This is a genomic window from Clostridium sp. AF32-12BH (assembly GCF_003477935.1).
GTDB lineage: Bacteria > Bacillota > Clostridia > Lachnospirales > Lachnospiraceae > Brotaphodocola.
Window position 1 is genome coordinate 84,535 of sequence record NZ_QUEH01000017.1, and the last position, 13,385, is coordinate 97,919.

Annotated in this window: 13 protein-coding genes and 1 pseudogene; 13 read left to right on the plus strand and 1 reads right to left on the minus strand. The window is 47.6% G+C overall.

Annotation, left to right across the window (positions count from 1 at the left end; all coding sequences use genetic code 11):
- Positions 1–179: 179 nt before the first annotated feature.
- The 13 genes and pseudogenes from DWZ40_RS15740 (at position 180) to DWZ40_RS15790 (ending at position 12,675) form a co-directional block, all read left to right on the plus strand.
- Entirely contained in the window at positions 180–1,796 is a 1,617-nt protein-coding gene (locus DWZ40_RS15740) for a carboxypeptidase M32 (RefSeq protein WP_118543836.1), read from the plus strand.
- A gap of 243 nt (positions 1,797–2,039) precedes the next feature.
- Positions 2,040–2,681 (plus strand): nitroreductase family protein, encoded by a 642-nt coding sequence (locus tag DWZ40_RS15745; protein ID WP_118543837.1) that lies wholly within the window; start codon positions 2,040–2,042, stop codon positions 2,679–2,681.
- A complete protein-coding gene (locus DWZ40_RS20355; protein ID WP_279220675.1) occupies positions 2,678–2,809 on the plus strand; it encodes a hypothetical protein in 132 nt (43 codons plus the stop codon). Before DWZ40_RS15745 ends, DWZ40_RS20355 begins: the two co-directional genes overlap by 4 nt.
- A gap of 181 nt (positions 2,810–2,990) precedes the next feature.
- Positions 2,991–4,691, plus strand: a complete 1,701-nt coding sequence (locus DWZ40_RS15750; protein ID WP_118543838.1) for a S8 family peptidase — start codon at positions 2,991–2,993, stop codon at positions 4,689–4,691.
- Positions 4,692–4,823: 132 nt separating this feature from the next.
- Positions 4,824–5,849 (plus strand): MATE family efflux transporter, encoded by a 1,026-nt coding sequence (locus DWZ40_RS15755; protein ID WP_347560107.1) that lies wholly within the window; start codon positions 4,824–4,826, stop codon positions 5,847–5,849.
- A 24-nt stretch (positions 5,850–5,873) separates the two neighbouring features.
- Positions 5,874–7,241 (plus strand): MATE family efflux transporter, encoded by a 1,368-nt coding sequence (locus DWZ40_RS15760; protein WP_118543840.1) that lies wholly within the window; start codon positions 5,874–5,876, stop codon positions 7,239–7,241.
- Between the two features lie 31 nt (positions 7,242–7,272).
- A pseudogene (locus DWZ40_RS20360) lies at positions 7,273–7,608 on the plus strand (transporter substrate-binding domain-containing protein); the annotation flags it as partial.
- 9 nt (positions 7,609–7,617) lie between these two features.
- Entirely contained in the window at positions 7,618–7,950 is a 333-nt protein-coding gene (locus tag DWZ40_RS20365) for a response regulator (protein ID WP_347560108.1), read from the plus strand.
- A complete protein-coding gene (locus DWZ40_RS15770; protein WP_243035363.1) occupies positions 7,937–8,269 on the plus strand; it encodes a helix-turn-helix transcriptional regulator in 333 nt (110 codons plus the stop codon). The genes DWZ40_RS20365 and DWZ40_RS15770 overlap by 14 nt, the downstream gene beginning before the upstream one ends.
- Positions 8,270–8,373: 104 nt before the next feature.
- Positions 8,374–9,045, plus strand: coding sequence for a hypothetical protein (locus DWZ40_RS15775; protein WP_118543842.1), 672 nt, complete (start codon positions 8,374–8,376; stop codon positions 9,043–9,045).
- A gap of 135 nt (positions 9,046–9,180) precedes the next feature.
- Positions 9,181–9,552 (plus strand): GntR family transcriptional regulator, encoded by a 372-nt coding sequence (locus tag DWZ40_RS15780; RefSeq protein ID WP_118543843.1) that lies wholly within the window; start codon positions 9,181–9,183, stop codon positions 9,550–9,552.
- Positions 9,549–10,448, plus strand: coding sequence for an ABC transporter ATP-binding protein (locus tag DWZ40_RS15785; protein ID WP_118543844.1), 900 nt, complete (start codon positions 9,549–9,551; stop codon positions 10,446–10,448). The genes DWZ40_RS15780 and DWZ40_RS15785 overlap by 4 nt, the downstream gene beginning before the upstream one ends.
- Positions 10,423–12,675 (plus strand): DUF6449 domain-containing protein, encoded by a 2,253-nt coding sequence (locus DWZ40_RS15790; RefSeq protein ID WP_118543845.1) that lies wholly within the window; start codon positions 10,423–10,425, stop codon positions 12,673–12,675. Before DWZ40_RS15785 ends, DWZ40_RS15790 begins: the two co-directional genes overlap by 26 nt.
- 103 nt (positions 12,676–12,778) lie before the next feature.
- Here the strand turns inward: DWZ40_RS15790 and DWZ40_RS15795 are convergent, their stop codons facing one another.
- The gene (locus DWZ40_RS15795; RefSeq protein ID WP_118543846.1) at positions 12,779–13,210 is read right to left on the minus strand and encodes an Rrf2 family transcriptional regulator; all 432 of its coding nucleotides are present in this window, start codon (positions 13,208–13,210) and stop codon (positions 12,779–12,781) included.
- Positions 13,211–13,385: the final 175 nt, after the last annotated feature.

Genomic DNA, 13,385 nt, shown 5'->3' on the forward strand with positions numbered 1-13,385 from the left:
ACAGGGATCACACGACAAAACAGTACTTTCCGGAAGAAAAGCGACAAAAGAGACGCTTGAGGAACCGGTAACAGCAGAATCAGAGCTTGCAAACAGCAGAAACGATGTTACAGCAGAATAGGATCAGTGGAAGAAGGAAAAAATAAAAACATTGGATGATGATGGCTCAGGAGGACGATATGAATACAGAAAACAAAAATTCAGATTACGAAGAACTGATGAAGTATTTAGAAGAGGCTCAGGCATATCAGACTGCCCTGATCCTGTTTGAGTGGGACGATGAGACGCTGGCTCCCGAAGCAGCAGGAAGCCGCACTGCCCGGATGCAGGGCGTGCTCTCCGCTTCTTATCAGCGAATCATGATGGATCCGCGGGTGAAAGAACTGGTGGACCGATGCTTAGATGAACTGGAGGGAAGCAGAAAAACGGTTTCGGACGGGAAAACGAAAGAAAAAGAACATCTGCAGACGGCAGGAAATGGAGCGGCATGTTCCACGAGGACAGATGATACAGAACTTACGGAAGAAAACATCCGCCGTGCTATCTTGAAAGCCGCAAAGCGCGAGATCGAGGAAGTCTTCTGCATTCCGCCGGAAGAATACCGTGCCTATCAGGAATTGACAGCAAAATCGACCCACATCTGGACCAAGGCCCGGAAAGAAAACGATTTTGAAGCTTTTGCGCCGGTTTTGCAGGAAATCATCGATTACCAGAAAAAATTCGCCTCTTACCGTCAGAAAGAAGGGCAGAAGCTTTACGATGTCATGCTGGATTCGTTTGAACCAGGGTTTACCATGGAAAAGCTGGATGAATTCTTTGGTCTTTTGAAAGAGCATATTGTTCCGCTCTTAAAACAGGTTATGGAAAGTCCAGTCCGCATCCAGGACGATTTTCTGGATGGAGATTATCCGGAAGAAAAACAGCGCGAGCTGGCAGAGTATCTGGCAAACTATGTGGGCTTTGATTTTTCCAAAGGAGTATTGGCAGTCAGTGCACATCCCTTTACAACCAACCTTCATAACCGTGATGTGCGCATCACGACGCACTACAAATCCCGTGTGGATTCCTCGGCATTTTCCGTGATTCATGAGAGCGGACACGCCATCTATGAATTTGGTATCGATGATCGGCTGAGCCAGACACCGGCAGGGCAGGGAACTTCTATGGGGATGCACGAATCCCAGTCCCGTTTCTTCGAAAATATTATCGGTCGGAGCGAAGCTTTCTGGATCCCGGTATACGGCAAGCTGAAAGAGCTGTTCCCAGAGCAGTTAAAGGGCGTAGGGCGGGAAATGTTTGTCCGCGCCATCAACAAAGTACAGCCGGGTCTGATCCGCACCGAAGCGGATGAACTGACCTACAGTCTTCATGTTCTGGTTCGTTATGAACTGGAAAAAATGCTGATCGAGAAAAATTTGGATGTAAAAGAACTTCCGAAACTCTGGGCTGATAAATATGAAGAATATCTTGGTATCCGTCCGGAAAATGATGCAGAAGGTGTGCTGCAGGACATCCACTGGGCGCAGGGATCCTTCGGATATTTCCCGTCGTATGCTCTTGGAAGTGCCTTTGGCGCACAGATGCTGGCACAGATGAAAAAAGAAATGGATTTTGAAAAGCTTCTGGAGGAAGGACGGCTGGATGTGATCCGGGAGTATTTGAGAATACATGTACACCGCTATGGAAAGATGAAGACCAGCCGGGAAATTTTAAGGGATATGACCGGGGAGGAGTTTCAGCCGCGGTATTACGTGGAGTATCTCGAAGAAAAATATAGGAAGCTGTACGCAATATAACAATTTGTCATTTACTTATATTGTTACCTCGTCTCAGTATCACACTCCAGAAGACCTTCACCAGCATCCAACCGATTCCGCTTGCGACAGCCATGGCCTTCAGCTGATACTGCCCAATCAAGATCCAGGAGAGGATCACGCGCAGTGTAATATGGCTGATGGCGCCGATGAAAGGAATGGAAACTTTTCTCCAAATCTGTGGTATGATTGGTTTAAACGGATCAACGAAAGTGAGGCTATCCTATGGAAATGTTAGAGATCATAAAAAGCAGACACAGCGTCCGCCAGTACAAAGAACAGGCAATCGAACCCTCAAAACGGGTCCAGATCGATTCCTGTATCCAGGAGATCAATGCGGAGAGTGGCTTAAACATCCAGGTGTTTTATGATGAGCCGAAGTGTTTTGACTCTTTTATGGCGCATTACGGAAAATTTTCGCATGTGAACAATTACATTGTGATTGTTGGAAAGGGAAGCGAGCAAGAAAAGGCCGGTTATTATGGAGAAAAGCTTGTTTTGAAATGTCAGGAGCTTGGCTTAAATACCTGCTGGGTAGCAATGACCCATGGAAAAGCGCGTGTGGAGAAGAAAATGGGTGAGAAACTTCTCATTATCTTATCTCTGGGTTATGGGGAAAATCAGGGTGTTCCACATAAGAGCAAAGATGTGAAAACGCTTTGCCGTGCAGACCAGGAGACCGACTGGTTTCAGAAAGGCATGGAAGCAGTCTGCCTTGCGCCGACAGCCATGAACCAGCAGAAATTTTTCTTTGAACTGAAAGATGGAACGGTAACAGCGAAATCACTCGGAGGTTTTTATTCCAAGATCGACCTTGGAATTGCTAAGTATCATTTTGAAGCAGTTACCGGACATAAGGTAAAATGATGGACGCAAAAGAACAGATTGAACAGCTGGCGGCTGATTTTGAAAAAAGCAGAAAGATTCTGATCGGGGTTTTGCAAAAGACGATCGATCTGACATCGAAGATGTCGGACCGGAGTGAAGAGGCGTGACAGATGAAGCATTTGCTGATCCTGCATGAAAAGGCAACACCGGTATCCGTGTTCGGCGTACTGCTCATATTTGCGGGTTTCATGATTTCGCAAAAGAAAAAATCAGGAGGATGTGCGGCGAAACGGTGTCATGTTTCCGAAAAGGCATGAATAGGATGGTTAGAAAAACGGAGCATTTGCGATGTCTGTTGATCAGAAACTGGAAAACCTCTTAAATCTTGCTTTGGATACGAATGCGGAGGAACGAAGCCGTTCCTCGGAATTAGAAACTGGTTTTAATCCGGAAGAAAACACCTGGGAGCTGATCGTAAAGTACTCGGGAAATCTGGATGAGGTGAGAAGTCTTGGCGCGATCGTGGAAGAAATGCGCAATGAATATGCGATTCTTACTGTGAAAGAAAGCCAGATACCACTCATCAGTGCGCTTCCACAAATTGAATATATCGAAAAACCGAAGAGGCTGTTCTTTGCCATCAATCAGGCAAAGGCAGCCTCTTGTGTGAATATTTTGCAGGAAGCACCACCGAACTTAAGCGGGCGCGGAGTTTTGATTGCTGTGCTGGATTCCGGGATCGATTATTTTCATGAAGCCTTCCGAAAGGAGGACGGTTCCACAAGAATTCTGGAGTTGTGGGATCAGATCCAGAACAGAATTTATACATCGGAAGAAATCAACAAGGCACTGGAAAGCGGGAACAGGGCTGCAGCCAGACAGATCGTTCCTTCTGTGGATGTGAGCGGCCATGGAACAGCGGTTGCGGGGATCGCGGCGGGTCTCGATGGAGCATATCGCGGAATCGCCTATGAAAGCGATCTTCTGGTCGTGAAGCTTGGAACGGCCAGACCCGGTGGCTTTCCGCGGACGACAGAGCTAATGCGGGCCGTGAACTACGCGGTTTCGTTTGCCGCAGACCGGTTTTTGTCATTGGTGATCAATATCAGCTTTGGAAATACCTATGGCTCTCACGATGGAACCAGTCTTCTGGAAACTTTTTTAGATGACATTGGCAATTACGGTCGGACGACGATTGTGGTGGGAAGCGGAAACGAAGGCGCTGCGAGTGGTCATACTTCCGGCATTTTGCAGCTGCGGACCACGGAAACGGTAGAATTTACGGTTTCTTCTTATGAGAGCAGCTTCAGCATCCAGCTCTGGAAGTCCTACAGCGACCAGTTTGAGATCAGCCTGCAGGCACCGTCAGGAGAGCAGTTTGGTCCGTTTTCAGAAAATCTGGGTCCGGCACGTTTTCGTTACCGCCGAACACAGATCTTGTTGTATTATGGAAAACCAGGACCTTTCAGCACAGAACAGGAAATCTATTTCGATTTTATTCCGGATGAGGGAACCTATGTAGAAGAAGGAATCTGGACGTTCTTTTTAAGACCGGTGAGTCTCGTAAGCAGGCGATACGATTTCTGGCTTCCCTCTGCCGGGGGGTTAAATACAGCCACCCGTTTCCTTAGGCCGACACCCGATACGACATTGACGATTCCGTCTACCGCATCGAAGGTCATCACGGTGGGCGCGTATAACAGCTATTACAATTCCTATGCAGATTTTTCCGGGCGCGGGTTTACACGTCTGACGAATCAGGTCAAGCCGGATCTTGCAGCTCCGGGAGTCGGGATCATGGCTCCGGCGGTAAATGGAGGGTACCAGTCCGTCACAGGAACCTCGTTTGCGACACCCGTTGTCGCTGGTTCGGCAGCGCTTTTGATGCAGTGGGGGATTGTGAATGGAAATGACCTGTTTTTGTATGGGGAGAAAGTAAAAGCATATTTGAGAAGAGGGGCAGGAAAATTACCAGGAATTACGGAGTATCCGAATCCGATGGTGGGGTATGGGAGACTCTGTGTGGAGCAGAGTTTGCCCAAAATGTAAGGATTTATGTGTCTGTGTGCAGCAGAAAACCCGGCAACAAAATTTTTGCAGCAGTTCCTATCCAGGTAGCCCAAATACGAAATCTGTTGTATAATGTGGTAGAATGTATCAATATTGCACGGATTTCGGAGGTTGGAGCTGCCGACTGCGCTGGAGATCCTTGGAACTCCGGAGGACGTGATTGGGTTATCTGTTCTTTATATGCGGATTTATTTTCTTGGCATGCCATTTTTTATGTTATATAACTATGGAGCCGCGATTCTGCGTGCGGTGGGAGATACGAAGCGGCCGCTTCTGTTCCTGATCATTTCCGGCGTGACCAATGCGGCATTAAATGTAGTTCTGGTAGTCTGCGTTCATCTGGATGTGGCGGGGGTAGCGATTGCAACGGTTATTTCCCAGCTGATTTCCAGTGTACTGGTTTTGTCCTGTCTCATGAGATCGGAGAGCAGTTACCGGCTGCATCTGGCAAAGCTGAAGATCCGGGGCGATTACCTGAAGCAGATTTTTCAGGTTGGAATTCCGGCCGGAATCCAGAGCACCGTGATCAATCTTTCCAATGCACTGCTGCAGTCATCGGTCAATTCCTTCGGCGCTACCGCAATGGCTGGCTATACGGCGGCTAACAATATTTTAAGTTTTATGTATGTTTCGGTGAATTCTGTGACACAGGCCTGCATGAGTTTTACCAGTCAGAACTACAGCGCAGGGAAATTTAAGCGTATGGACCGGGTACTGGGAGACTGCCTGATCTTTACCGTGATTACCGCAGGCGTGATGGGGACCTTTGCCTATGCATTTGGTCCGCAGGTTCTTGGCGTGTACACGGAGGAAGAAGAAGTGATCCGGTACGGAATGGAGATCCTGTCCATTACCACAATTCCCTATTTCCTGTGCGGGATTATGGATCTGTTCCCAGGTTCCCTGCGCGGCATGGGACATTCCGGTGTACCGATGATTTTATCTGTGCTTGGAACCGTTGGAACAAGACTGATCTGGATTTTTGGTGTTTTCCCGCAGCACAGGTCCTTATATGTATTGTTTATTTCTTATCCGGCTTCCTGGTTTATCACCATTGTGATGCAGGTGTTATGTTTTTACTTTGTGAGAAAAAAAGTATGGGCAGCAAAAGTATCGGAGAAAAACAGAAAAATTTGAGAAAATGGATGGATTTACTAAAAAATGAAACGAATTGATTTTGAACATGGCACGGTGACAGGAAATATTCTTGGGGCGGCGGTCCCCATGCTGGTAGCACAGCTGCTTAACTTGCTTTACAACATTGTAGACCGGATCTACATTGCCCGCATCCCAAAAGTGGGAACAGCGGCACTCGGCGCGGTTGGTCTGTGCTTCCCGCTGATCGTGATCATTACAGCTTTTTCCAATTTATATGGAAGCGGCGGCGCACCTTTATTTTCTATCCGCAGGGGCAAAAAAGAAGAATGTGAAGCAAACGCGATCATGAATACCTCGTTTACCATGCTTTGCTTAACTGGCATTGTGCTCATGTTTGCCGGATTTTTGTTTATGCGCCCGATCCTGGCGCTGTTTGGCGCTTCCGAAAGCGCTATGGTTTATGCGCATCCGTATATGATGATCTATCTGCTCGGCACGCTGCCTTCTATGATCGCAGTGGGCATGAATCCGTTTATCAATGCGCAGGGATACTCCCTGATTGGAATGCTTTCGGTTGCGATCGGAGCAGCAGCCAATCTTGTATTGGACCCGCTGTTTATTTTTATCCTTGGATTTGGTGTGCGCGGTGCCGCGATCGCTACGGTTATCTCGCAGTACATATCTGCAGGTTTTGTCCTGTTTTTCCTGACCAGGAAGTCAGAATTGAAGGTACGTTTCCTTCAAAAACGGGAGATAAAACCATGTGCCGGTTATGCACGTGATATTGTCAGCCTTGGCACAGCCGGTTTTGTGATGCAGCTGACGAACAGCCTGGTAACGATCTGCTGCAACCATGTGCTTTCCGGCACAGGAGGCGATATTTATATTTCGGTCATGACCATTGTTTCCAGTGTACGGCAGCTGGTCGAAACGCCAATCTCTGCGATCAACGATGGTTCCTCACCGATTCTGAGCTATAATTATGGCGCCCGCCGGCCGGCACGCGTCAAAAAGGCAGGGATTGTGATGGGGTTCATGATGCTTTGCTATACGGCAGTTATGTGGAGTGTCATCATTCTGGTACCGGATATTCTGATCCAGATATTCAGTTCCGATCCGGTCCTTTTGCAGGATGCGGTCCCGGCGCTGAAACAGTATTTTGCAGCATTTATCTTTATGGATCTGCAGTACTTGGGGCAGACGGTATTTAAGTCCCTGAATAAAAAGAAGCATGCGATTTTCTTTTCGCTGCTTCGAAAGGTTTTCATTGTTGTTCCACTCACTTATTTTATGCCGTATGTGCTGCATATGGGAACGGATGGTGTGTTTTTGGCGGAACCGGTATCGAATGTCATTGGCGGAAGTCTGTGTTTTGCTACAATGCTCTGCACGGTGCTCCCGGAGCTGAAACGCATGGAAAAGGAGAAGTAATGGAAAAAATACAGAATTAGAATATGGTTATGAACCAGAGTTTCAGATCATTCCGTGGAGTGAGAAGAATCAATATCTGGCAGATGGAACGATTGACTGTATCTGGAGCTGCTATTCCATGAATGACCGCGAAGCAGATTATCAGTGGGCTGGACCATATCTGTACAGTCGCCAGGTGATTGCAGTCAGCACAGAGAGTGCTGTTCAGACGTTTGCCGATCTCGCGGATAAGAAAATTGGTGTTCAGGCTACGACAAGGGCGGCAGAACTTTTTCTGCACAAGATCGACTCCAGCCTTCCAGAGGTTAAGCAGGTGAACTGTTTTGCGACAACAGAAGATCTGTTTGCATCCATCCGCAAGGGTTATGTGGAGGCGGTGGAAGATGGAACCGATGCAGTAGAACGGATGGAAACAGTGGAAGCATCCCGTTATGATCTGATCCTCATGGATATTCAGATGCCAAAAATGGATGGCTACACGGCTGCAAGGGAAATCCGGACACTCAGAGATAACCAAAAGGCCAATATCCCGATTGTTGCTGTAACGGCCAATGCGTTTGAGGAAGATAAAAAGAAGGCCTTTGAGTCAGGTATGAATGGTCATATCTCAAAGCCGATCAACCGGGAAGCAATCATGCGTATGCTTGATCAGATCTTCGGACAGGAAATTACGACAGATGAAGGAGAAACGGAGGGTGAAAACAGGTAATATGGAAAAAATGCGATCCTATCCGGGTCTGGATTTAAAACAGAGCGGAATCCTGCTCCGTTACCGGATGAACATGTCAGGACTCAGCGTCCGGGAAATTCAGGATTATCTTGTCCTTTCCTGTCCCCAGCCGGTTTATCGCTGGCTCCGTGGCAAGGCGCTGCCGTCCGTGGATCATCTTTATGCACTCAGCCGCCTTTTTGGGGTACATATGGAAGAACTTTTGGCAGACGGTGGAGAAAATCCTGTTTGCGGGGAAATCTTTCTGGAAAAGCAATATCTGTTGTCTTATCTTGGGAAATTTCGGAAAGCGGTATAATAGCATAAACGGAACAGGTATTGGACTATCCGTCCAATGACAAAAGCAAACAAATGTTTTATCCTCTTGTCATAACCGATTTGGTAATGACAGGAGGTTTTTTTATGAAAAAAGGAAGACTGATTTATGCAGATGAAGACGGAACCTATTATGTGACGCGCAAAATCGATTGCGATATGCGCCCGGTAAGGACTGGGGGAGGTATGCATATTGTAAATTGTTTCCGCCATGGCGGTTTCCGCTCCGTATATGAATTTGACTGTTTTGTGGTGCGTTTTGTCCAGAAACAGGAAAAAGAGACGGTGAAGAACGTTTCAGAACTTACGGAAATCTGGTCTGGCAGTGAAGAACTTACGGAAATACTAAAAAAGCTGAATGCAGAAGAATATTGCTATCTGGTGAATGAGGGCGGACCAAAACTGTGGTCAGGAGGCATGCTCCATCCAGACACTATGCTGATTATCTGCGGGCAGGAACCGGCAGAGGTGATTTACCGCAGAATGGATGCCTCGGAACCGCCGGTGGAAGAAACAGAATTTGTCAATATTCTGGAAACACTGCGAAACGAAGAAAAAATCCCGGTCCCGGTGAAAGACCATATCATACACCTTCTGGAACTTCTGATGCGCGACCAGGGAGGGGAAATCTCTTATTATGTCCATGATCTGGATTTTGGAAGAAACTATGAACCAGGACTGCTCTCGGACGAAATGGGAAAGATCGATTTAAGCTGCAGCCAGTCTCTCTACCGGGAACTGGTTCAGACCAGGTTTTAGAGATGATTGTTCGTACAACGGGTGGAATATCATAATATTTTAAGAAAGATGTGGTTGCATTTCGATAGGATTTATGATATAAGTGTATTAAGATGATTAATACACTTATATCATAAAGGAGAGGCGTGAAGCAGAATGATTCATTTGGACTATAAAGACAGCCGTCCCATCTATGAGCAGGTGGCGGACCGCTTAAAAGAACTGATGATTCTCGGTGTTCTGGAAGAAGACAGCCAGATGCCTTCTGTGCGTTCCCTGGCCACGGAACTGTCCATTAACCCCAACACCATACAGCGCGCTTACGCGGAACTGGAACGGAATGGTTTTCTTTATTCCGTGAAGGGGCGCGGAAGCTTTGTGGGAAGCATTGGCAGACTTAGGGAAGCAAAGCAGCGGGAACTGAAAGAAAAGGTGGCTGTGCTTGCAGAGGAAGCAAAGAGTCTGGGGATGGATGAGGAAGCATTTGTCCGTATGGCAAAAGAGCAGTTTGGAGGAGAAGCATTATGATAGAAGCAACCAATCTCACGAAGAAATTTGATGATATTCTTGCAGTGGATCATATCAGCGCAAAAATCCGGGAAGGAAATGTCTTTGGGCTGATCGGAACAAACGGAGCAGGAAAGAGCACATTTTTGCGTATGGCGGCGGGAGTTTTAAAGCCGGATGAAGGAACCATTACGGTGGATGGCATGGAGGTTTATGAGAACGAGGCAGCGAAACGGAAGTTTTTCTATATTTCTGATGATCAGTATTTCTTTGGAAATGCGACGCCGCAGGACATGATGAATTATTACCGGATTGTCTACCCGGACTTTGATACCTCCCGCTTTGACAGCCTTATGAACAGTTTTGGCCTGCAGAAAAACCGCAAGATCAATACGTTTTCCAAGGGCATGAAAAAGCAGGTTTCCATTCTCTGCGGTCTTTGTGCGGGAACGGAATATCTGTTCTGCGATGAAACGTTTGACGGTCTTGATCCGGTCATGCGCCAGGCAGTCAAGAGTATTTTTGCCAACGATATGGAAGAGCGGAACTTAACACCGATCATTGCTTCCCACAACCTGCGGGAACTGGAAGACATCTGTGATCATGTCGGACTGCTCCACAAGGGAGGTATCCTGTTAAGCCGCGACCTCGATGAAATGAAGATGAATCTGCATAAGGTGCAGTGTGTGTTAAAAGAAGGCGCAAAGCCGGAAGATATAGACGGTCTTGAAATCTTAAAAACGGAGCGCCGCGGAAAGCTTCTGACCCTGACGGTGCGTGGGGAATTAAGCCGTGTGGAATATCTTATGCAAAAGGCAGAGCCGGTATTTTATGAGACCATCCCTTTGTCTTTGGAGGAAATTTTTATCAGCGAAACGGAGGTAGTCGGTTATGACGTCAAAAAACTTATATTTTAAGCTTATGCGCGAGGACTGGAAAAACCGCCTGTGGGCACCGGCTCTCATTGCGCTTGGCTGCTTCTTCCTCTATCCGGTATTTCTGGCTTTTCTGGCAGGAAGGGCATTGCGGGAATATGATACCGTGGAGGCAGGGCTTCGGTGGTTTACAACGGAAGCAATCCAGTGGCTGTCCTTTGAAAATGGCATGACGGTGTTTGGCGTTGTGCTTGTGTCCCTGATCTGTGGACTCAGCAGCTTTTCCTATTTGAATTCGAAAAGCCGTGTGGATTTTTACCACAGTATTCCGGTACGGCGTGAAAAACTGTTTCTTGTGCATTATCTGGACGGGATCCTGATGCCGGCAATCCCATACGCGGTTGCGATGATCGCTTCCGTGATCGTCTGTGCGGCAAACGGAATCAGCACAGAGCTTTTGTGCGGGACGGCAGTCAGTGCTTATCTGCTTCACCTGATTTATTATATCCTGTGTTATACGACTGTGGTGATCGCGTCCATGCTGACGGGGCATCTGGTGGTAGGATTTTTCGGGAGCATGGTACTGATGTTTTATGTACCTTTGGCAGTGGTAATTGTGGAATCGTTTTTCAACACGTTTTTTCTGTCTTACAGTTACGAAAACCATAACTGGATAACCGAATCATTCTCCCGCGTTTCTCCTGTCCTGGAATATATCCACTCCATATCCTGCTATACGGATGGGAAACCGGTCTGGCCGGCAGCAGGAGCCGCTTTTCTGGTTTCCGTGATCCTTGCAGCAGCAGCGATGTTTCTTTACCGGAAACGCCGGTCGGAAGCAGCGGGCCGTGCTATGGCTTTTTCAATCAGTTGTCCGGTTATCCGGGTACTCATTACCGTGCTAAGCGGACTTGGCATGGGTGGTTTCCTTTGGTCGATGCAGCACTCGAACGGGTGGATGGCATTTGGCGTTATTTGCGGAAGCATCATTGCCCATTGCGTGGTTGAAAGTATTTATCATTTTGATTTCCGGAAGCTGTTTGCGCATAAACTGCAGCTTATATGCTGCGCGGCAGCAGCACTCGCTGTAGTGTTCTCGTTCCGGTTTGATCTGTTCGGTTATGATGCATATCTGCCGTCCGCCACAAAAGTCCAGTATGCGGCAGTGGATGTCAGCATGCTGAACCGCTGGGTTTCTTACGGATCCGTTGAGAAAGAAAATGACGGACCGAATATGGGCTACACATATGCAGATGAACTGTCCGGAAATTACATTGCAAAACACATGCGATGTACGGACCTGAATACGGTTCTGAATCTTGCGGCAGCAGGCATTGAAGAAAACCGGAGACTGAAGGAAGCGTGGAATGAAGAAGGTGTACGGAGCGTTGAACCTCTGGGTACGGCAGAACTGGCAGTTCCGGCAGAAACAGACGAAACGTACACCCGGCCGCTGTACACGATGGCAACCATCTGTTATACATTAAAGAGTGGACGCGTGGTAAGCCGGAATTATACGATTGATATGACAAAAAGTTATGAATTGCTGAAAAAGCTGGAACAGGATGAGGAGTACCAGAATGCAGCTTATCCGCTTCTTGCTGCCAGACCGGAACAGTTTGTCAGCGTCCGCTATCGGAAGAGCCGTTCTACGGGAGATCAGAATCTGAAAAATCTGACTGCTTCCCAGCGTGAGGAATTGCTCCACACGTATCAGCAGGAGTTTGCCGCCCTGACACTTGACGAGATGAAAAAAGAGATGCCAACAGGACTGATCCGTTTTACGACAGAAGAGGAAGAACAGGCGATCGCGTGGTGGAACCAGAAAGAAAACCGCAGTCAGATTGAAATGTACCCATGGAAGTATTCGTACAGTAATGATGTGCGGAATGAAGCATTTTATCCGGTTTATCCTTCTTTCAAAAAAACGATGGCTTTGCTGAAGCAGGCAGGCGTATCCGTTGCGGATGACAGTATTTCTGACCGAATCGTTTCTGTGACGGTGCGTGGGTATGCACCGGGAAGTGATCAGTATCAGACAATCACGTTTACGGATCCTTTAGAGATCAGCGCGCTTGGAGATATAACCCGGAATGAGCGGCTGCTGTATTACGATCCGATGTATGAGGAGGAGGATTTTGATGTAGAAGTGACTGTGGCAGACACATCGGAAAAAACAGAACAGGAAGATGATATCCAGAATACCTATTACAGCTTTTTCAAAAAAGGAGAGATTCCTGCTATTGTAAAAGAACGGATGGGATTTTAAGAAAAAGGAGTATCGCAGAAAGCGCAGCTGGCGCAGTGCGGTACTCCTTTTGGATTGCTTTGCATAGAAATTAAATTTTGCATAATTATGCAGCTGATAAAATTTACATCAGGTTGGCTTCCGGCATATTCCGCTGTTCCTCGATCAGGTCAGCCAGTGTGGTGTGGTCGACAACGTCGTCGATGGCATCTTTTAATTTCTGCCAGACAGTCAGGGTGGTGCAGCGCCCGGCGTGCTCGCAGTGGTTGATGTCTTCGTCCAGACAGGAGACCGGTGCGAGACTTCCCTCGGCAGCGCGGAGAATCATGCCGACCGTGTATTCCTCCGGCTTTCTGGTAAGCATGTAGCCGCCCTGGGCCCCGCGAATGCTTCGCACGTAGCCAGCCTTATGAAGAAGGGAAACAATCTGCTCCAGATATTTATCGGAAATGCCCTGGCGTGCGGCCACCTGACTGATCTTGGTGCACTCATCCGGATTCAGTCCGAATTCGATCATCATACGCAGTGCATAACGTCCTTTGGTTGATACTCTCATGGTTATTCCTCCTTGTATGCTGCCGTTCACGTGTATGTGCCCGGCAAGTGTTGCTGCCCACGCATTACGCAAACAGCAACGGCAATCATCGTATGTCATTGTACAGGAAAATGTGCGGAATGTAAATGGAATTGAGCTGACTTGAAAAAGTAAATTCCAGTGCAAAAGTAAATTC

Coding starts and splice junctions, on each gene's coding strand:
- DWZ40_RS15740 (WP_118543836.1), top strand. CDS start 180: ATGAATACAGAAAACAAAAATTCAGATTACGAAGAACTGATGAAGTAT.
- DWZ40_RS15745 (WP_118543837.1), top strand. CDS start 2,040: ATGGAAATGTTAGAGATCATAAAAAGCAGACACAGCGTCCGCCAGTAC.
- DWZ40_RS20355 (WP_279220675.1), top strand. CDS start 2,678: ATGATGGACGCAAAAGAACAGATTGAACAGCTGGCGGCTGATTTTGAA.
- DWZ40_RS15750 (WP_118543838.1), top strand. CDS start 2,991: ATGTCTGTTGATCAGAAACTGGAAAACCTCTTAAATCTTGCTTTGGAT.
- DWZ40_RS15760 (WP_118543840.1), top strand. CDS start 5,874: ATGAAACGAATTGATTTTGAACATGGCACGGTGACAGGAAATATTCTT.
- DWZ40_RS15775 (WP_118543842.1), top strand. CDS start 8,374: ATGAAAAAAGGAAGACTGATTTATGCAGATGAAGACGGAACCTATTAT.
- DWZ40_RS15780 (WP_118543843.1), top strand. CDS start 9,181: ATGATTCATTTGGACTATAAAGACAGCCGTCCCATCTATGAGCAGGTG.
- DWZ40_RS15785 (WP_118543844.1), top strand. CDS start 9,549: ATGATAGAAGCAACCAATCTCACGAAGAAATTTGATGATATTCTTGCA.
- DWZ40_RS15790 (WP_118543845.1), top strand. CDS start 10,423: ATGACGTCAAAAAACTTATATTTTAAGCTTATGCGCGAGGACTGGAAA.
- DWZ40_RS15795 (WP_118543846.1), bottom strand. CDS start 13,210: ATGAGAGTATCAACCAAAGGACGTTATGCACTGCGTATGATGATCGAA.